Consider the following 17,375-nt stretch of genomic DNA (forward strand, 5'->3'; position numbering starts at 1 on the left):
CCCTCCTATGGAGTTTGTTCGGGCTGTCCGGCGGGGGGCTCCAAAAAAGCGCATGCTCGGCGCTGGGGGTCAGGGGTGGGCGGCGCCGAGGTCGGCGAACAGGTCGCTGTTGAGGCGGAACGCGTGCTTGGCCTCGGCCACGGTCTCGTCGAGCTGCTCCGGCGACAGGACGAGCGCGTCGAGGCGCTCTCGGTACACGTCCTTGAACGGCTTCGACTTGGGGATCTCGACGAACGTGTAGAACGCGAGGCCGTCGCCGGAGAGGCCGTAGTGCCGCTCGAGCATGCGCTTGATGATCTGCCCGCCCGAGAGGTCGCCGAGGTAGCGCGTGTACGCGTGCGCCGCGTACGCGGGCAGGGACGCGCCGACGGAGCGCAGCCGGGCCACGTAGCGCTCGGTCGCGGGGTGGATCGCGATGCGCTCGGCCCAGTCCGGGCCGACGAGGAACGTCAGGTCCTTCTCGATCTCGGGCGTGCGCGTGAGCTCGTCGAACACGAGCGTGGAGCCCTGGGCGTCCTCGCGCATCGCGGCGCTCGCGTCCTCGAGCGCGCCGTAGATCGCCCACTGCTGCGCCGCGAGGTCGGCGTACGCCGCGACGTCGAGCCGTCCCGACATGAGCCGCTCGACGAACCCCGAGGCCTCGGCCTGCTCGTGCTCCGGGCGTGTGCCCTCGCGCAGGCGCTGGGACAGCGGCACGGTCTCGTCGGTGCGGTCGAGGTCGTGGGTGAGAGCAGTCACGGTGGCTCCTGCGTGCGTGGGGGTGGGACTCGCGCGTCATGACGTCCTGTCATGACGATGCGTCACGAACTGTAGCCCACTCAGGTGAGGCTTGCCTATCCTCGTTCCGGGATCTGGTCGACGTCCTCCGGGTCGGGGAGCCCGGCGACGAACCGGTATCCGACGAGCGCGGCCAGCGTGCCGAGCCCGCCGCCGACGAGGAGCGGGGTCGTGAGGTCGACCCGCGCGAGCAGGCCCCCGAGGAACGACCCGAGCGGCATGACGCCCCACAGCAGCGTGCGCCACGTCCCGTGCACGCGCCCGAGCAGCCGACCCGGGATCATCGCCTGGCGCAGCGACATGACGAGCACGTTCCACAGCGTCACCGCGCCGAACCCCACGGCGAGCAGCGCGGCCGCGACGGCGACGCCGCCCGACGGCAGGAGCGGCACGAGGCCGAGGAGCGCGACGGTCAGCGGCGACAGCAGGTTGGCCGCCGCCATGGAACGGCCCGTCCCGAAGCGCTCCTTCGCCCGGTTCACGACGGCCGCCGCGACGAGCGAGCCCACCGCGCCGACGAGCAGGAACGTGCCGTACCAGGCCTCGGGCACGCCCAGCACGTCGAGCACGTACAGCACGGTCGTCGCGGTCGCTGCCGAGAAGCACAGCGCGACGACGGTCGACAGGATCCACAGCGGGCGCAGCGTGGGGTGAGCCCACAGGTAGCGGAAGCCGTCGCCGAGCTGGCGGAACCACGCAGGGGCGGGCTCGGCGCCGTCGGGACCGGGGGTGCGGTGCTCGCCCGCGGCGACGGCGGGGAGGAAGAGCGCGAGCGCCCCGGCGACCGCGTACGCGGCCGCGCCCGTGCCCAGCGGCACGACGACCGCGACGGCGAAGAGCGCCGACGTGAGGGGTTGCGCGAGGAAGTTCTGGACGGTGATCTCGCCCGCCTCGATGCGGGAGTTGGCGTGCGGGAGGTCGGCGGGCGCGACGATCGAGGGGAGCACGGCCCGGATCGCGCCGTCGTACACGGTCTCGAGCGCGCCGTAGAGGAACACGACGGCGAACAGCCACCAGATCGTCAGCGTGCCGGTCGCGGCGAGCGCCACGAGGCCGAGCGCGAGGAGCGTGCGCGCGCCGTTCGCGAGCGCGAGCGCGTGGCGGCGGTCCACGCGGTCGAGGAGCACGCCGGCGGGGATCGCGAGGAAGAGCCACGGGAGGAGCGAGGCAGCGGCGACGCCGCCGACGAGGAGGGGGTCGTCGGTGAGCCGGGCCGCGAGCAGCGGTGCCGCGACCCGGGCGACGCCGTCGCCGAGGCTCGAGCTGAGGTTCGCCGTGAAGACGTTGCGGAACGGGACCCCGAGCCCGGCACGCGTCCGCGCGGTCGTGCGTGGGCGCGTGCGGCGGCGGACGGTCGGCATCCCCCGAGGCTAGGTGACGGTTGCTGCGGGCAGCACCGTGATTCCCGGCTCTTCCGCACGCAGCAGAAGACCGAGCGGGGCGGTCGGCCGGACGGGCGTCAGCGCGAGAGCGCGGGCGACGGGACGTCGGCGCCGACGGCGCGCAGCACGAACGCCTCGGTCGCCTCGATCGCCTGCTCGCGCGCGGCCGGGTCGTCGGGGACGAGCCGGCCCGAGAGGCACGCGTTGACGAGCTGGACGGTCGTGTCGATGTCCTGCGCCGGGAACTCCCCGGCCTCGATCCCCGAGCCGACGATGCGGCGCAGGATCGCCTCGACGAGCTCGGCGTGCTCGCGCAGGCGCTGCCGCGTGGACCGCGAGAGCACCGTCCGCAGGTCCGGCCCCGGGGCGAGGTGGAAGACGCGCTTGAGCTGCGCCTGCTGGCGGATGTACGTGCGCAGCTGCTCCACGGGGTCGTCCACGTCCTCGAGCGCGCGCTCGAGCGTGCCCACGTACTGCTCCGTCTCGTGGGTGATGAACCCGAGCAGGAGCGCCTCCTTGTCGGGGAAGTGGTTGTAGACCGCCGTGCGACCCACCCCTGCGGCCGCCGCGATGTCGGCGAGCGAGATCGCGTCGAAGCCCCGGTCCGTCATGAGGGTCGAGAGCGCCGCGAAGAGCTTCTGCCGGGTCTGGGCGCGGTGCTCGTGGAGGGACCCTCCGATGATCTTGGGCATGCTGACATCATAGGGAGGTCGTGTCAGAACGCTAATCGCCTGGTCGGCGCCGTCTGGCACACTGCCGCCATGGACCCGACCGCCTCGCCCGAGGGCGTGCCCGCCGCCGCGCCGGACCCGCAGTTCCCGCCCGTCCCCGCGGACACCAAGGACTGGACGTGGGTCATGGAGCGACCCTGTCCCGAGTGCGGTTTCGTGGCCGCCGAGGTGACGCCCGACCAGGTCGGCGCGGCCGTGCGCGACGCGATCCCGCGCTACGTCGCCGCCCTCGGCCGCGATGACGTGCGCGACCGTCCGGCCCCGACGACGTGGTCCGTGCTCGAGTACGCCGCGCACGTGCGCGACGTGTTCTCGGTCTTCGACGTGCGCGTGCAGTCCATGGTCGAGGGCGACGACCCGCAGTTCGCGAACTGGGACCAGGACGCGACCGCGGTCGAGGAGGACTACGCGCACCAGGACCCGGCCGCCGTCGCGCGCGAGCTCCGGGTCGCCGGCGAGCGGGTCGCCGGTCGGTTCGACGCGCTCGTCCCCGACCAGTGGGAGCGCCCCGGACGGCGCTCGAACGGGTCGGTGTTCACCGTCCGCACGCTCGGGCAGTACTTCGTCCACGACGTCGTCCACCACCTGCACGACGTCCGCGCCTGACCCGATCCCGTGACACGCGCGTAACATCCCGGCATTCCGGACCAACTACGCTCCGGTCATGGACGCCACCGTCGCCGGTCTCGTGCCAGACGCGCACGCCGGTGCCCACCTCCTCGCGCTGCCCCGCTCGCGCGGCGCGGCGCGCACGCCCGTGGACGCGCTCGCGCGCGCGTGGTTCGCCGACGCCGCCTGGACGTCCCCGCCCGGCGGCGGGGGAGCGGCCCGCCCGATGGCCGGAGCGCGGTTCCGCGGCGTCGTGCCCGACGGCGTCGTCGCGCCCGGGGAGCTGCGCCTCGCCGACGGCGCGCGCGCCGTCGGGCCGTTCCCGCTCACTCCCGCCCAGACGCAGGCGCTCGACCTCGCGGCGGGCGCCGCGGAGGCGTTCGCGCTCCACGTCGACGACCCGGCGCCGCGCCAGGTGCCGGCCGTGGCCGACGACCGCGACGGCCTCGCGCGCGCCTTCGCCGCCGGGCTGCCGCAGGGGCTGGAGCTCCAGGTGCTCGGCTGGGCCGTCGCCGCGGCGCGCCGCGTCGGGGGAGCGGTCGTGGCCGACGGCCGCACGGTCCTCACGCCCGACCCGGCGTCCGGCGTCGACCTCACGCTGTACAGCGCGCAGGTGCTCGGGCCGGACGACGCGCTGGGCGTGCTGCGCACGACCGTGCCGAGCGCGCGCGTCGTCGCGGTCCACCCGCGCCCCGACGGCCTCGCGGAGTACGTCCTGTCCGGCGAGACCCCGTACGACGGCGCGGTCCGGCTCTGGGCGCGGCGCGTGCCGCAGGTGCCGCTCGCGCTCGGGGCGCTCGACTGGCGCGAGCACGGCCCGCACGCCTACGGCGTGACGTGGGTGCCCCCGGACCCGTTCGAGCTCGAGGTCGAGCGCCCGTCGGGGCTGCACGTCATCGCGCGCTCGCGCGCCCGGGTGCTCGTCGCACGGCTCGCGGCGATGCTCCAGGGCCGGCTCGCGGGGGCCCTCGTGGACGACGGCGGGTTCGTCGTGCGCGACCTCGACCTCGACGAGCGGCTCACGCCGGCCGCCACCCCGACGACGCAGTTCTGGGTCTGACGCGTCCGAAGGCCGTGCGCACGACGTGCGCACGGGCGCGTCGCGGGGCGCGGCGAGCCGCGCGGTCGTCCACAGAATTCGTCCACAGGGCTGTGGGTCGCGTGGGAACGGCGCGGGGCGGCCTGTGGACGAACCTGTGGCCTTCGGGGACGCCAGAATGACATCGGTCGGAACCCTTGCAGACCCCCGGGGCGAGGACTACAAACGTGCCTAACGGCCCGGACGGCCGCACGTGGACGACGACGTTCCGGCACGCACACCCAGGGGCCCCAGGGCCCCGCCAGGAGCGCACGACGTCCTCGGGCGAACGCGAGGGCACGGCCGACCGGAGAACGGTGGACGACCCGCGCCCCCTGCTGCGGGCTGCGTGCGACGACGCAGGTTCCGACGGACCCGGAAGGCCGACCGCGATCGGCGCCACCGCCCGCCCGGGCACCCCCGGGCCACGACGACGGCGCCGGGCCGCCTCGTCGCGAGCGGCGCCCCGACGGGCCTCGGCCCGACCGCCCCGGGGTCGCGCGGAACGGCGAGGCCCCTCGGAATCCTGCTCCGAGGGGCCTCGCTGCCATCTTCCCGCGGGATCCGCGCCGTGCGAAGGCCGTCCAGCGCGACGCGCGGTGCGCGCCGACCCGGGCGACGGCTACGGGAGCAGGCCGGCCACGAGCGCGTCGACGATCTCGTCGGTGGACGTCTCCGGGTCGACGGGCGCGACGAGGCGGTCGAGGACGAGCCCCTCGATCGCGTAGTGGAACAGCGCGACCTCCCGCCGCCCGCCGGGGAGCCCGGCGGCCTCGTGGAACGCGACGTCGGCGTCGAGCCCGGCGCGCTGCCACTCCCCGAGCGAGCGCGCGAGGTCGGGCCGTCGGGCGGCCTCGAGGCGGAGCTCGTAGAGCGCGAGGGTCACCTCGCGGTGGGTGGTGAGGCGGCGCACGATGTCGCGCACGTACGCGGCGAAGAGCGCGCGGCTCGGCGGCTCGTCGGCCCGCGCGGCGAGGTCCTCCGGGGTGGGCGCCAGCCGCGCGCCGATGCGGTCGAAGAGGCCGGTGACGAGCGCCTCCCGGCTGCGGAAGTAGTTGGACGTCGTGCCCACGGGGACGCCCGCCTCCGCGTCGACCGCCCGGTGCGTGAGGCCGCGGGAGCCCTCGCGCGCGAGCACCGCGATCCCCGCGTCCGCGAGGGCCTGGCGGCGTGCGTCGTTCTTCGCCATGGCCTCAGGGTACCCGCCCGACCACGACACCTGTTATGGTTCCAACCACTACACCCGTTGTGCCAGGAGGCAGCATGCGAGACCTGACCTACTACGTCGCCGTGAGCGCGGACGGCTTCATCGCCGGCCCGTCGGGCGAGTTCGACGCGTTCCTCTTCGAGGGCGACCACATGGCGGGGATCTGGGAGAAGTACCGCGGGACCGCCCCCACGGACCTCGCGGCCGCCGCGGGGCTCGCCGTGGACGGCGGCCCGTTCGACACCGTCCTCATGGGGTGGAACACCTACGCCGTCGGGCTCCCGGCCCAGCCGGACCCCTACCGGCACCTGCGCCAGATCGTGTTCTCGCGCGAGCACGAGGCGCCCGACGGCGCCGCGGGCGTCGAGCTGACCGACCGGGACCCGGTCGAGGTCGTCCGCGAGCTCAAGGCCGAGGACGGCGCCGGCATCTGGCTCTGCGGCGGGGGCGCGCTCGCCGCCGTGCTCGCCGACGAGATCGACCGCCTCGTGCTCAAGATCAACCCCGTGCTGTTCGGCGACGGCGTCCGGCTGTTCGGCGACCGGCCGTACCGTCCGGCGGCGCTGCGGCCCGTGGCGGTCACGCCGTACGAGTCCGGCGTCGTGCTCGCCGAGTACGCGCGAGGCTGAGCGCGGGGCCGGGGCCCGACCGGGGAGCGCCGGGGTGACGCGCGAGACCTCCCCGCGCGGCCCCGCAGCGCCTACGCTCGACGGATGAGCAACCTCGAGACCCGTCCCGAGGAGCGCGTGGGCTCCGCCGGGGCGACCCCGCAGGGCGGCGCGGCCGGGGTGATCGAGATCCTCGAGCACCGGGACGTCCCGCTCGGCGGCACGCGCGCGATGCGCGTGCGGCGCACGATCCCGCAGCGCGCCCGCTCGCTCGTCGGCGCGTGGTGCTTCCTCGACCACTACGGCCCGGACCCGCTGCCGGAGATCGGGGACGGCACCGACGGCATGCAGGTGCCCCCGCACCCGCACACCGGCCTCCAGACGGTCACGTGGCTCTTCGCGGGGGAGATCCTGCACCGGGACGCGGTCGGCTCGCTCCGGACGGTCCGCCCCGGGGAGCTCAACCTCATGACCGCGGGACGCGGCATCTCGCACTCGGAGGAGTCGCCGCGCGGCGCCCGGCCGCCCGTTCTGCACGGGGTCCAGCTCTGGGTCGCGCTGCCCGGGGACCGGCTCGGCGACCCGCCCGCGTTCGAGCACCATGCGGACCTGCCCGTCGCGACCGCGGGCGGCGCGCGCGTCCAGGTCTTCCTCGGTGGCCTGCGGGTCGCCGGGACGCTGCTCCGGTCGCCCGCGACCGCGTACACCCCGCTCGTCGGCGCGCAGGTGGACCTCGAGCCGGGTGCGCGCGTGGTGCTCGACGTGGACCCGGCGTTCGAGCACGGCCTGCTCGTCGACGACGGAGCCGTGCGGCTCGAGGGCGCGCCGGTCCCGGCGTCGTCGCTCGGGTACGTCGCCCCCGGTCGCGCGACCCTCACGGTCGAGGCGGGCGCGGACGGGCCCGCGCGCGCCGTGCTCGTGGGCGGCGAGCCGTTCGGCGAGGACATCGTCATGTGGTGGAACTTCGTCGGGCGGTCGCACGACGACGTCGCGCGCGCCCGCGAGGACTGGCAGGCGCAGCTCGTGACGACCGGCGGCGGAGGGCCGAACCACGGCGGGACGCGCTACGCCGACGGCGCGCGGGACGGCCGCTTCGGCGAGGTCGTCGGGTACGACGGCGGTCCCCTCCCGGCGCCCGCGCTCCCCGACGTCCGGCTGCGCCCGCGCACGCGCCCCGCGCCGCCGGGGCCGCCGACCGCGCGCCAGTAGACTGCCGCGCATGGCCAAGAACTCCACGCCCGACTTCGTGCTGCGCCCGTTCGAGGGGCTCCCCGGCGAGACCGACTGGGTCGCGATGCGCGAGGTCGTGCCCTCGGCCACCGCGACCGCCCGCACGACCGCCGAGCACGGCGCGCGCGACGTCCTCGTCGTCACGGTCCTGCCCGCGGGGTGGGCCGCGCTGCACCGTCAGGACGGCACGATCCTCCTCGCGGTCCAGACGCTCGCGGGCTCGGGCGACACGAGCCGCGACCTCGCCGCCGCCCTGCTCGAGGCGATCGACGCCGAGCCGGGCACGTCCATCGAGATGAGCGCGCTGCCGGAGGCCGGCCCGCGCCTCCAGGACGTCCTCGACCTCTCGGTCCCGTTCGACGTCACGGTCCACGAGGACTTCGCGTTCTGGCTCGACCCGGCCGAGGAGATCACGGCGGACCTGCGCGCGTCGCTCGACCAGGCGGCCGAGTCCATGGTGCCCACGGTCAAGCTCGACGCCGTCCCCTCGGCGTACTGGTGCCGCATGTCGCGCGAGTTCCTGCGGTGGGCGCGGCCCGAGCCCGAGGACGCGCTCATCGACGCGATCTCGCGCCTGCACGCGCGCCGCGAGTCCGGCCTCGCGGACGGCAGGTTCGTCGGCGCGTTCCGGTCCAGCGGCCTGCTCGTCCCGGTGTGGGAGCTGCCGCGCGGCACGGAGGCGGACGAGCTCGAGGGCCCGGTCGCCGAGCTCGACGCGCGTCTCGCGGAGGCGCTCGCGGTCACCGAGCCGCTCGACGCGAACGAGCGCCGGGCGCGCGCCGGGATCGTCTCGCGCCAGGTCACCCTGCGCTGACGTCGCCGGCCCGCCGGCTCCCTGTCGGCGGGCGCCCGCGTCGAGTAGGATCCGGGGGACCCGGGAACGCAGCCCGGTCGCCCTGCGAAGATCCCGAGCGGATCTCCTGGTGGAACGACGACACTTCTGCGGCCAACTCTTTGCACTACTAGGCTGGGCGGCGTGAACGCGGACCATCGGTCGACTGAGTCGGGGAACAGAGCGGGGACTGGCCCCGCGGACAGGGCGAGCGCGCCGCCGACGTACCTCTCGGCCTCCGGCACGCGCGCACGGACCCCGCGCCCCGTCGTGGGCGAGGGGCGCAGCGCCCGCGCGGTGCGCCAGCGCGTCGCGGTCATCATCCCCGCCAAGGACGAGTCGCGGCGCATCGCGGCGACCGTCCGCGCCGCGAAGGCCATCCCGCACGTCGACCTCGTGCTCGTCGTGGACGACGGCAGCGAGGACGACACCCAGCACGTCGCGCGCGAGGCGGGCGCCGTCGTCGTGCGCCACTCGCACAACCGCGGCAAGGCCGCGGCGATGGAGACGGGCGCCGCCGTCGTGGCGATGCGCGACGCCGCCGACCGCCCCCCGCGCCTCCTGCTCTTCATCGACGGCGACCTCGGCGAGACCGCCGTGAACACCGCACCGCTCGTCCCGCCCGTGCTCGACGGGTACGCGGACCTCGCGATCGCGCTGCTGCCGCCACAGCCGGGCGCGGGCGGTCGGGGCATCGTCGTCGGCGCCGCGCGCCGCGCGATCCAGTCCCTCACGGGCTGGACGCCCACGCAGCCGCTCTCCGGCATGCGCTGCCTGACGCGCGAGGCGTTCGAGGCCGCGACCCCGCTCGCGCGCGGCTGGGGCGTCGAGACCGGCATGACGATCGACCTGCTCCGCAAGGGGTACGTCGCGGTCGAGGTGCCGTGCGACCTGCGCCACCGCGCGTCGTCGAACGACCTCAAGGGCCAGCTCCACCGCGCCGCCCAGTACCGGGACGTGCTGCTCGCCGTGAACGCGCGCAAGATGCGCTCCGCCGTCGACCGGGTGCGCGCGGGCGACCACTAGCCACGCGGGGCCGCCGCACCGGGCGACCCGGCACGGCAGGCCGATCGGCGCGGCGGCTCGGCGGCGGGGCTCAGAGCGTCCGCGTGCGGACCATGCCGTGCACGACGGGGCCGTCGTGCACCTGCGTGGTCGCGGTGCGCACGAAGCCCAGCCGCTCGTAGAAGGTGACGTTGCGCGCGTCGGAGGTCTCGAGCGCGACGGGCGCGTCCCCGAGTGCGGGCTCGCGCAGCGCCGCCCGGCACACCGCGGTGCCGAGCCCGGTGCCCTGGAGCGACGGCAGGACCCCTACCGTCGCGAGCACCCAGGCGTCCGGGCGGGGCGGCGGGAGCTCCGCAGTTGCCACGGCCTGCAGGCGCGGGCCGTGCAGCGCGGCGACCCGTTCCTGGACGTCGTCGGGGGGTGCGGGGGCGTCGGGCGGCATGAGCGCGACGACGGCGTCCACCGGCTCGTGGACGACGACGATCCCGTGCGCGAGGGCGTGCTCGAGGTAGATCTCCTGGAGCGCGGCGAGGCGCTCGGGGTAGCCGTCCTCCGGGACGGCCCAGCGGGTCCAGGGGTAGTCGTGGAACGCGGCGGCGAGGGTGCGGGCCGCGGCGGGGACGTCGGCGGCGGTGGCTCGACGGAACGTGGGCGTCATGGTGCGGTGTCTCTCGGGGTCGGGTCGGGTCGCGGCTCGATCGCGCCGGTGCGGGCGATCTGCTCGAGGGTGCGCACGTGCTGCCGGAACGCGTCGAGCCCGCGGTCGCTGATGCGGACCCACGTGCGCGTCCGGCGCCCGGCGGCCTCCTTGCGGATCTCCACCAGACCCGCGTCGGAGAGGGCGGTGAGGGCCTGGGAGAGGGACGAGTCGCTCAGCTCGACCAGGTCGGCCAGGAAGCGGAAGTCCGCGCTCTCGACGTTCGCCAGGGCGGCGAGGATCGAGAAGCGCACGGGCGAGTGGATGAGCGCGTCCAGGCCCTTGCGCGGGTGGCTCACCGGCGTGCGCTCGCGAACGCGCACGCCGCGAACGGGGAGGCGGCGACGACGCCGGCGAGGACCCACCAGGCCGGCGACGCCGCGCCGACGAGCTGGAGCGCCGGGTCGAGCATCGCGAAGTACAGCACCGCCCAGGTGATCAGGGCGATGCCCATGTCGCGCACCCAGTGCCGCGGCGCCGTCCGGTGGTGCCGCGCGACGGCGGACCACAGCAGGGCGAGGACGACCACGAGCACCGTGGTGGCAGGCCACCACGGTGCGTCGAGGACGTCGATCGCGATCGTGTACGCGAGGGCGGTGACGGCGTGCCCGACGCTGAGCCAGGGGTACCAGCGAGTCGCGCGGTGGGCCTGGGCGGCGACCTCCTCCGCCTGGCCGAGCTGACGACGGGCCTGCTCCGGGGTGATGGAGTTCTGGATCATGCAATCACTTTAACACTCCTAAAGTGATCGATGTCCACCCGACGCCGTCTCCTCCCGCATCTCCTCGAGCGGGCGGTTCGCCGTCTCGGGCAGCGCGCGGAGCACGAGCACGAACGACGCGGCCGCGAACACCGCGTAGAGGGCGTAGCTGCCGGGGAGCGACAGGTCCCGGAGCGAGGGGAACGTGAGGTTGACGGCGATGCCCGCCGCCCAGTTCGCGGCGGCGGCGAGCGAGGCGGCGCGGGCGCGCATCAGGTTGGGGAACATCTCCCCGACGAGGATCCACACCACCGGACCCCACGAGACGGCGAAGGCCACGACGAAGACGTTCGCCGCGACCAGGGTCACGACGCCCCACGCGTCGACGAACACGACGCCGTCCGCGGTCTGCCGCGCCTGGGCGAACCCGGTCGCCATGACGGCCAGGGCGACCGTCATGCCCACCGACCCCACGAGCAGCAGGCGACGCCGCCCCACGCGGTCGACGAGGAAGATCGCGACGACGGTCGCCGCGACGTTGACGAGCGACGTCAGGGCCGAGAGCCAGAAGGCCTGCTGCTCGCCGAAGCCCACCTGCGCCCAGAGCGACGTCGAGTAGTAGAAGATGACGTCGATCCCCACGAGCGCCTGGAGCGCGGCGAGCGCGATCCCCAGCCAGACGATGGGCTTGAGGCGGCCCGGCCCGGAGAACAGGTGGGACCACGCCGGCCGCGCCTCGTGGAGCGTCCCCTCGATGGTCGCGACGGCAAGGAGCGCGTCGCCCTCCGGGACGCGGTGGAGGCGCCGCAGCGTGCGGGCGGCGCCGTCGCGGTCGCCGCGCATCACGAGGTACCGCGGCGACTCGGGCAGCAGGACCGCCGCGACCACGTACGCCACCGACGGCACGACCGCGACCAGGAACATCCACCGCCAGGCAGGCAGGCCGAGGGCCAGCTCCGCCTCGGCCCCGCCCGCGGCGCGCACGAGGAACGCGTTCGAGACGAGCGCGGCGAAGATGCCCAGGACGATCGACATCTGCTGCGCTGTCGCGAGCCGCCCGCGCAGCCGGGCGGGCGCGATCTCGGCGATGTAGAGCGGCGCGACGACGGACGCCATGCCCACCCCGACGCCCCCCAGGAAGCGCCACAGCGCGAGGGTCGGGCCGTCGTGCGCGACGGCGCACAGCACCGACGTGGTGACGAACAGGGTCCCGGCGACCATCATGAGGCGCCGTCGTCCGAAGCGGTCCGCGATCGTGCCCGCGGAGAAGGCGCCCACCGCCGCGCCGAGGAGCGCGCTCGCGACGATCACGCCCACGAGCGCGCTCCCGACGCCGAGCTCGGCCTTGAGGGCGTCGACGGCGCCGTTGACCACGGCCGTGTCGAAGCCGAACATGAACCCGCCCAGCGCCGCCCCGACGGTCGACGCGACGACGAGCGGGGTGAGGGCGCCGTGGCCCAGGCGGCCCGTCGCGGCGTTCACGGCGTGCCCCGGCGGAAGGTCGTCGGGGTGGAGGTCTGCGTCATCGGAGGTCCTCTCGGAAGGTGTCGACGGGATGGGCGATCGTGCTGAACAGGGCGTTGGCGGCCTGCCGCGAGTCGAGCCGCGTGTGCTGGACGACGACGGGCGCCGACGCGACGACGACGGCCGAGTAGTCGGTGCCGCGGGGCACGGGCTCGGGGTCGTCGAGGTCGTTGAGCGTCACGTGGCGCACCCGCTCGGCGGGCACCACCACGACGTAGGGGCCGGCCGGCGGGCGGTCGGCGAAGTAGAGCCGGATCTCGACGCGCGCGTCGTCGGGACCGGCGTTGAGCAGGCACAGGCTCTCGTGACTCGCGAGGGTCGGGTCCTCGCCCGTGCCGTACGGCGGGATCCAGCCGTCGCCGATCGCCCAGCACGTCGCCCCGACCTGGGGGCGACGTGCCGGGGCGCCCGGCGCGCTCATACGCTGATCGACGACTTGGCGAGGACGCCGCCGTCGCACCCGACGAGCGACCCGGTCGTGTACGACGAGCGGTCCGACAGCAGCCAGAGCACGGGCTCGGCGATCTCCTCGGGCCGCGCGAGCCGGCCCAGCGGGACCTCGCGCTCGATCTGCGCGCGTGTCGCGTCCACCTCGTCGGCGGGCACGTTGGCCCACATGAGCGGGGTCTCCGTCGGGCCGGGCACGATCGCGTTCACCCGGACGCCGTGGCGCGCGTAGTCGACCGCGAGCGTGCGGACCATGGACGAGATCGCCCCCTTCGAGGCGCCGTACGCCGTCGCGCCCCCGGCCGCGAAGCCGACCGTCGCGGCCGGCGAGCCGCACAGCACGACGCTCCCGCCGCCGTCGGCGACCATCGTGCGCAGCACCTCGCGCACGACGAGGAACGTGCCCGTCACGTTGACGTCGAGCACGCGGCGCCACGTGGCCGGTTCGAGCTCGTGCGCCGCCCCGCCCACGTCGATCCCGGCGCCCGCGAAGAGGCCGCGCAGCGGCGGCCCGGAGTCCGCGGCCGTCCCGACCGCCGCCGCGACGGCGGCAGCGTCGGTCACGTCGAGCACGTGTGCGCGCCCGTCCCCACCCGACTCCCGGGCGAGGTCCACGGTGGCCGCGGCGCCGTCGGGGTCGAGGTCGAGCACGTGCACGAACCAGCCGTCCCGGGCGGCGCCCACGGCGACCGCGCGGCCGATCCCCGACGCCGCGCCCGTCACGACGAGCGACCGGGGGCTCACGCCGCGCTCCCGAGCAGCGCGTCGACGTCGCAGTAGCGCGCGAGGCGCTCGCGGTCGAGCGTGACGCCGAGGCCCGGGCCGTCCGGGATCGGGAGCATCCCGTCCTCGTCGAGCGTCCAGCGGTCGGTCGTCAGGTCGTCGATGTAGGGCGAGCCGGTGACGTACTCGACGAGGTCCGTGTCCGGCAGGGCGGAGGCGAGCTGGAGGTCGGTGGCGAGCCCGACGGCGGTGTTCCACCCGTGCGGCACGAGCTTGACGCCGTGGTCGTGCGCGGACCACGCGATGCGCCGCAGCTCGCTCGTCCCGCCGACCTTCGTGACGTCGGGCTGCACGATGTCCAGGGCGCCGCCCTCGATCCACGGCTGGAACGCCTGGCGGCGCGTGAGCACCTCACCGCCCGAGATGGGCACGGGCGAGCGCCGGCGCAGGTGGGTGTAGTCCTCGATCGCGTCCGGCGGCAGCGGCTCCTCGAACCAGGCGACGCCGTACGCGTCGAGCATCCGGGCGGTCCGCAGGGCCCACTTGTAGCCCTGGCTCCACGCGCTGTCGCTGCCGCCGGCGTCGACCATGAGCATCGCGTCGGGGCCGACGGCGTCGCGCGCCGCGGCGACGATGCGCTCGTCGAGCCGCTCGTCGACCCGGCCGAAGGGGCCCCAGCCGATCTTGAACGCGGTCCATCCTTCGGCGCGCAGCGCGGCGAGGTGGTCGCGCAGCGCGTCGGGCTGGTCCATGAGCAGCGAGGCGTACGGGCGCACCCGGTCGCGGTACCGCCCGCCGAGGAGGCGCCCGACGGGCTGTCCCGTCGCCTGGCCGAGGAGGTCCCACAGCGCGGTGTCGACGCCGCTGATCGCGTGCGTGATCGACCCGCCGCGCCCCATCCAGAACGTCGTGCGGTGCAGCCGTTCGCTCGTGCGCTCCGGCTCCAGCGCGTTCGCGCCCAGGAGCAGGGGCCGCAGGACGTCGAGCGCGCCGCGCACGAGGTCCTCGGTCGTGAACACGCTGCCGACGCCGACGAGCCCCTCGTCGGTGTGGACGGCGACGAGGGTGTGCACGACGTCGTCCTGGCGCAGCTCCTCCTGCCAGCCGCCCTCGGGGGTGGCGCCGCGCAGGCCGGCGGCGGTGATGGCGGTGATCCTCATGGGTGTCCTCTCGTCGGTGCCGTGGACCGTGACTCTAGGTGGGCCGATGGTAGATGGTCAACCATCGGCCATCGATTAGGGTGGGGCCATTCCGAGTGAGAGGGTCGCCGTCGTGCCCGTCCTGCCCGCATCGCCGCCCGAGTCCCGGCGCGACTGGGTCCTGCGCCACCTGCGCGAACGCATCGCCTCCGGCGACCTCGCCGCCGGCGACCGCCTCGTCGAGCGTGACCTCTCCGCCTCCTACGGCATCAGCCGCGGCCCGGTGCGGGAGGCGATCATGGTGCTCGAGCAGGAAGGGCTCGTCGTCTCCCACCCTTACCGCGGCGCCGTCGTGGTGGACGTCTCCCAGGAGGAGATCGCCGAGATCCTCGTCCCGGTGCGGACCGTCATCGAGAAGGTCGCGTTCCGCGCGGCGGCGCGCGCGCAGGACCCCGCGCTCCTGGACGCGCTCGACCGCACGGTGGCGGCGATGGAGCGCGCGGCGGACCCGCTCGACGCCCGTCGCCTCGCCGACCTGGACCTCGAGTTCCACGAGGCGGTGATCGCCGCCGCGAGCCACACGCAGTCGCTGCAGATCTGGCGGCTCATCCAGCCGCGCGTCCGCGCGTACTTCGTCCGCGACGCGCCGCACCACGAGGACCCGCACGCCGTCGTCGAGCAGCACCGTGAGCTGCTCGACGCGCTCCGCTCGGGCGACCCCGGCCGTGCGGAGCGCGCGATCGAGGCCCACGTCTCGGTGTACCTCCAGCCCTGACCGGCCGGCGCCGGCAGTGGCCCCGGAGCCCGCACGGACGCACCATGGGAGGGCGGGCACGACGGCGTGCCCGGGCGGCTCGCCGCGCGAGCCGGACCGACGACGACGGGGGCAGCGCCATGTGCACAGGGATCAGGTTCACGGACGACGACGGCAACCTCTATCTCGCCCGCAACCTCGACTGGACGACGGGCTACGGGCAGCAGGTGCTGCTGACCCCGACGGGCTACACGCCCCGGTCGCCGTTCGGCGCGGTGCGCGGGATCGAGCACGCGGTCCTCGGCATGGGGATCGTCGAGGACGACACCCCGCTGTACTTCGACTGCGGCAACGACGCGGGTCTCGCCGTCGCGGGCCTCAACTTCCCCGGGTACGCGGAGTACGCCTCCGGCCCGGTCGACGGCGCGGTCAACGTGGCCGCGTTCGAGCTCCCGCTGTGGGTGTGCGCGCAGTTCGCGACGGTCGACGAGGTCGAGGCCGCGCTGCGCGACGTCGCGATCGTGGACCGTCCGATCAACGACAGGTACCCGAGCTCGCTGCTCCACTGGATCATCGGCGACGCGCGCCGCGCGATCGTGGTGGAGTACACCAGCGCGGGCATGCAGGTGTTCGACGACGACGTCGACGTCCTCACGAACCAGCCCGGGTTCGATTGGCACCACGAGAACCTGCGCAACTACCTCAACGTCTCGCCGGACTTCCCCGAGGACACCCTCGTGGGCCGGGCCCACCTCGCCCCGTTCGGCTCGGGCTCGCACATGCGCGGCGTCCCCGGCGACTACTACTCGCCGTCCCGCTTCGTCCGCGCGGCCTACGTGAACTCCCACTACCCGACGAAGGGCACCGAGGAGGAGAACGTGAGCCGCGCCTTCCACACGCTGCAGCAGGTCGCGATGGTCGACGGCTGCGCGGCGATGGGGTCCGGCGAGTTCGAGAAGACCGTCTACACGGGCCTGTTCTCCGCCCGCACGCAGACCTACTACTGGAACACGTACGAGGACCCTGCGGTCCGGAGCGTCGCGATGGCCGACCTCGTGGCGAGCGGCAGCGGGCTCGTGCTCACCGAGGGCGCGCTCCGCGCGTGAGCCACCCGGTGGTGCGGCCCGGAGGGCGGCACCGGCGCGGCGTGGGCGGCCTGTAGCGTCGCGGGATGGAACGGTCCGAGATCTTCGACATCGCCCACCTGCGCCATCCGATCGGGGCGCCCGTGGCGCCCGAGCGGCTGCGGGAGCTGGTCGGCTGGCTGAGCCCGGCCGACGGCGCCCGCGCCGTCGACCTCGGGTGCGGCGAGGGCGAGTGGCTGCAGGAGCTGCTGCTCGCCCACCCCGGGACCACCGGCGTCGGGATCGACCACATGCTCCCGGCCTCGGCGGCACGGCGCACCGACGAGCGAGGGCTGAGCGACCGGGTGCGGTGGATCGAGGCGGACGCCGCCACCTGGGACGACGGGGCGTTCGACGTCGTGCTGTGCGTCGGCGCGAGCCACGCCTTCGGGGGACTGGACGCCACGCTGGGCGCCGTCCGGCAGCGACTGCGCCCCGGCGGCCAGGCGCTCGTCGGTGACAGCATCTGGGAGGGCACCCCGTCGGACTCGGCGCTCGCGGCGCTCGACGTCCCCGCCGACGCCTATCCCGATCTCGCCGGCTTCGTGCGGGCCGTCCGTGCGCACGGCTTCGAGCCGTCGTTCGGGCACGTCAGCACCCTGGCCGAGTGGGACGACTACCAGCTCAGCTGGGCTGGGTCGCTCGTCGACTGGGCGGTCCGGGAGGCCCCGACGGCCGAGGACCGTGCCCAGGCGCTCGCCGCCGCGCGCGGGAATCGTGACGCCTGGCTGGACGGTGCCCGACGCGAGCTGGGGTTCGCGACCTTCGTCCTGCACGACGTCGCGACCGACGTGCGGGACTGACCTGC

General features: G+C 75.0%; 20 protein-coding genes. 9 read left to right on the forward strand and 11 right to left on the reverse strand.

Features of this window, described 5'->3' with window-relative positions; all coding sequences use genetic code 11:
- Positions 1–69: 69 nt before the first annotated feature.
- The 3 genes from GYH36_RS12695 to GYH36_RS12705 all read right to left on the reverse strand — a co-directional run bounded on the left by GYH36_RS12695 (position 70) and on the right by GYH36_RS12705 (position 2,851).
- Positions 70–738, reverse strand: a complete 669-nt coding sequence (locus GYH36_RS12695) for a biliverdin-producing heme oxygenase (RefSeq protein WP_024839199.1) — start codon at positions 736–738, stop codon at positions 70–72.
- Between the two features lie 95 nt (positions 739–833).
- Positions 834–2,138: an MFS transporter gene (locus tag GYH36_RS12700; RefSeq protein ID WP_162290022.1), complete on the reverse strand. Its 1,305-nt coding sequence runs from the start codon at positions 2,136–2,138 to the stop codon at positions 834–836.
- 98 nt (positions 2,139–2,236) lie between these two features.
- Positions 2,237–2,851: a TetR/AcrR family transcriptional regulator gene (locus GYH36_RS12705; RefSeq protein WP_024839197.1), complete on the reverse strand. Its 615-nt coding sequence runs from the start codon at positions 2,849–2,851 to the stop codon at positions 2,237–2,239.
- Between the two features lie 69 nt (positions 2,852–2,920).
- Here GYH36_RS12705 and GYH36_RS12710 point away from each other — a divergent pair, with 69 nt between their 5' ends.
- Positions 2,921–3,496: a DinB family protein gene (locus GYH36_RS12710; protein WP_024839196.1), complete on the forward strand. Its 576-nt coding sequence runs from the start codon at positions 2,921–2,923 to the stop codon at positions 3,494–3,496.
- A 58-nt stretch (positions 3,497–3,554) separates the two neighbouring features.
- Complete coding sequence (locus tag GYH36_RS12715) at positions 3,555–4,559, forward strand: hypothetical protein (RefSeq protein WP_246209386.1); 1,005 nt, start codon at positions 3,555–3,557, stop codon at positions 4,557–4,559.
- Between the two features lie 640 nt (positions 4,560–5,199).
- On the opposite strand, the gene GYH36_RS12720 is transcribed toward GYH36_RS12715, so the two are convergent.
- Positions 5,200–5,766 carry a TetR/AcrR family transcriptional regulator gene (locus GYH36_RS12720; RefSeq protein ID WP_155099516.1) on the reverse strand — a complete coding sequence of 189 codons (567 nt, stop codon included), beginning with the start codon at positions 5,764–5,766 and terminating at the stop codon, positions 5,200–5,202.
- 74 nt (positions 5,767–5,840) lie between these two features.
- Between GYH36_RS12720 and GYH36_RS12725 the strand changes: the two genes are divergently transcribed.
- The 4 genes from GYH36_RS12725 (at position 5,841) to GYH36_RS12740 (ending at position 9,480) form a co-directional block, all read left to right on the forward strand.
- A complete protein-coding gene (locus GYH36_RS12725) occupies positions 5,841–6,413 on the forward strand; it encodes a dihydrofolate reductase family protein (protein WP_162290023.1) in 573 nt (190 codons plus the stop codon).
- 84 nt (positions 6,414–6,497) lie between these two features.
- Positions 6,498–7,601 carry a pirin family protein gene (locus GYH36_RS12730; protein ID WP_162290024.1) on the forward strand — a complete coding sequence of 368 codons (1,104 nt, stop codon included), beginning with the start codon at positions 6,498–6,500 and terminating at the stop codon, positions 7,599–7,601.
- A gap of 10 nt (positions 7,602–7,611) precedes the next feature.
- A complete protein-coding gene (locus GYH36_RS12735) occupies positions 7,612–8,436 on the forward strand; it encodes a DUF5926 family protein (protein WP_162290025.1) in 825 nt (274 codons plus the stop codon).
- A gap of 288 nt (positions 8,437–8,724) precedes the next feature.
- Positions 8,725–9,480 (forward strand): glycosyltransferase family 2 protein, encoded by a 756-nt coding sequence (locus GYH36_RS12740; RefSeq protein WP_312028628.1) that lies wholly within the window; start codon positions 8,725–8,727, stop codon positions 9,478–9,480.
- Positions 9,481–9,550: 70 nt separating this feature from the next.
- Here GYH36_RS12740 and GYH36_RS12745 read toward each other — a convergent pair whose 3' ends face one another.
- From GYH36_RS12745 to GYH36_RS12775, 7 genes are read right to left on the reverse strand one after another with little or no spacing between them, the layout of a single operon-like run.
- A complete protein-coding gene (locus GYH36_RS12745; RefSeq protein ID WP_024839189.1) occupies positions 9,551–10,117 on the reverse strand; it encodes a GNAT family N-acetyltransferase in 567 nt (188 codons plus the stop codon).
- On the reverse strand, positions 10,114–10,455 hold the full coding sequence (locus GYH36_RS12750) for a transcriptional regulator (RefSeq protein WP_024839188.1): 342 nt from the start codon (positions 10,453–10,455) through the stop codon (positions 10,114–10,116). The genes GYH36_RS12745 and GYH36_RS12750 overlap by 4 nt, the downstream gene beginning before the upstream one ends.
- Positions 10,452–10,877: a hypothetical protein gene (locus GYH36_RS12755; RefSeq protein ID WP_024839187.1), complete on the reverse strand. Its 426-nt coding sequence runs from the start codon at positions 10,875–10,877 to the stop codon at positions 10,452–10,454. Before GYH36_RS12755 ends, GYH36_RS12750 begins: the two co-directional genes overlap by 4 nt.
- Before the next feature lie 18 nt (positions 10,878–10,895).
- Positions 10,896–12,338, reverse strand: a complete 1,443-nt coding sequence (locus GYH36_RS12760) for a sugar porter family MFS transporter (RefSeq protein WP_312028629.1) — start codon at positions 12,336–12,338, stop codon at positions 10,896–10,898.
- Between the two features lie 40 nt (positions 12,339–12,378).
- The gene (locus GYH36_RS12765) at positions 12,379–12,801 is read right to left on the reverse strand and encodes a sensory rhodopsin transducer (protein WP_024839185.1); all 423 of its coding nucleotides are present in this window, start codon (positions 12,799–12,801) and stop codon (positions 12,379–12,381) included.
- The gene (locus GYH36_RS12770; protein WP_024839184.1) at positions 12,798–13,571 is read right to left on the reverse strand and encodes an SDR family NAD(P)-dependent oxidoreductase; all 774 of its coding nucleotides are present in this window, start codon (positions 13,569–13,571) and stop codon (positions 12,798–12,800) included. Before GYH36_RS12770 ends, GYH36_RS12765 begins: the two co-directional genes overlap by 4 nt.
- Entirely contained in the window at positions 13,568–14,710 is a 1,143-nt protein-coding gene (locus GYH36_RS12775) for a mandelate racemase/muconate lactonizing enzyme family protein (RefSeq protein ID WP_024839183.1), read from the reverse strand. Before GYH36_RS12775 ends, GYH36_RS12770 begins: the two co-directional genes overlap by 4 nt.
- A 112-nt stretch (positions 14,711–14,822) precedes the next feature.
- Here GYH36_RS12775 and GYH36_RS12780 point away from each other — a divergent pair, with 112 nt between their 5' ends.
- The 3 genes from GYH36_RS12780 (at position 14,823) to GYH36_RS12790 (ending at position 17,370) form a co-directional block, all read left to right on the forward strand.
- The gene (locus GYH36_RS12780) at positions 14,823–15,464 is read left to right on the forward strand and encodes a GntR family transcriptional regulator (RefSeq protein ID WP_024839182.1); all 642 of its coding nucleotides are present in this window, start codon (positions 14,823–14,825) and stop codon (positions 15,462–15,464) included.
- 119 nt (positions 15,465–15,583) lie between these two features.
- Complete coding sequence (bsh, locus tag GYH36_RS12785) at positions 15,584–16,549, forward strand: choloylglycine hydrolase (protein ID WP_024839181.1); 966 nt, start codon at positions 15,584–15,586, stop codon at positions 16,547–16,549.
- Positions 16,550–16,614: 65 nt separating this feature from the next.
- Positions 16,615–17,370 (forward strand): SAM-dependent methyltransferase, encoded by a 756-nt coding sequence (locus tag GYH36_RS12790; protein ID WP_024839180.1) that lies wholly within the window; start codon positions 16,615–16,617, stop codon positions 17,368–17,370.
- The last annotated feature ends 5 nt before the right edge of the window (positions 17,371–17,375 follow it).

The sequence above is a fragment of the Cellulosimicrobium composti genome (assembly GCF_010287905.1).
Lineage (GTDB): Bacteria > Actinomycetota > Actinomycetes > Actinomycetales > Cellulomonadaceae > Cellulosimicrobium > Cellulosimicrobium composti.

Bases quoted from the DNA above. Each gene is read 5' to 3' on its own strand.
- GYH36_RS12735 (WP_162290025.1), top strand. From the start codon at position 7,612: ATGGCCAAGAACTCCACGCCCGACTTCGTGCTGCGCCCGTTCGAGGGG.
- bsh (WP_024839181.1), top strand. From the start codon at position 15,584: ATGTGCACAGGGATCAGGTTCACGGACGACGACGGCAACCTCTATCTC.
- GYH36_RS12755 (WP_024839187.1), bottom strand. From the start codon at position 10,877: ATGATCCAGAACTCCATCACCCCGGAGCAGGCCCGTCGTCAGCTCGGC.
- GYH36_RS12725 (WP_162290023.1), top strand. From the start codon at position 5,841: ATGCGAGACCTGACCTACTACGTCGCCGTGAGCGCGGACGGCTTCATC.
- GYH36_RS12790 (WP_024839180.1), top strand. From the start codon at position 16,615: ATGGAACGGTCCGAGATCTTCGACATCGCCCACCTGCGCCATCCGATC.
- GYH36_RS12745 (WP_024839189.1), bottom strand. From the start codon at position 10,117: ATGACGCCCACGTTCCGTCGAGCCACCGCCGCCGACGTCCCCGCCGCG.
- GYH36_RS12775 (WP_024839183.1), bottom strand. From the start codon at position 14,710: ATGAGGATCACCGCCATCACCGCCGCCGGCCTGCGCGGCGCCACCCCC.
- GYH36_RS12730 (WP_162290024.1), top strand. From the start codon at position 6,498: ATGAGCAACCTCGAGACCCGTCCCGAGGAGCGCGTGGGCTCCGCCGGG.
- GYH36_RS12715 (WP_246209386.1), top strand. From the start codon at position 3,555: ATGGACGCCACCGTCGCCGGTCTCGTGCCAGACGCGCACGCCGGTGCC.
- GYH36_RS12720 (WP_155099516.1), bottom strand. From the start codon at position 5,766: ATGGCGAAGAACGACGCACGCCGCCAGGCCCTCGCGGACGCGGGGATC.
- GYH36_RS12765 (WP_024839185.1), bottom strand. From the start codon at position 12,801: ATGAGCGCGCCGGGCGCCCCGGCACGTCGCCCCCAGGTCGGGGCGACG.
- GYH36_RS12700 (WP_162290022.1), bottom strand. From the start codon at position 2,138: ATGCCGACCGTCCGCCGCCGCACGCGCCCACGCACGACCGCGCGGACG.
- GYH36_RS12705 (WP_024839197.1), bottom strand. From the start codon at position 2,851: ATGCCCAAGATCATCGGAGGGTCCCTCCACGAGCACCGCGCCCAGACC.
- GYH36_RS12710 (WP_024839196.1), top strand. From the start codon at position 2,921: ATGGACCCGACCGCCTCGCCCGAGGGCGTGCCCGCCGCCGCGCCGGAC.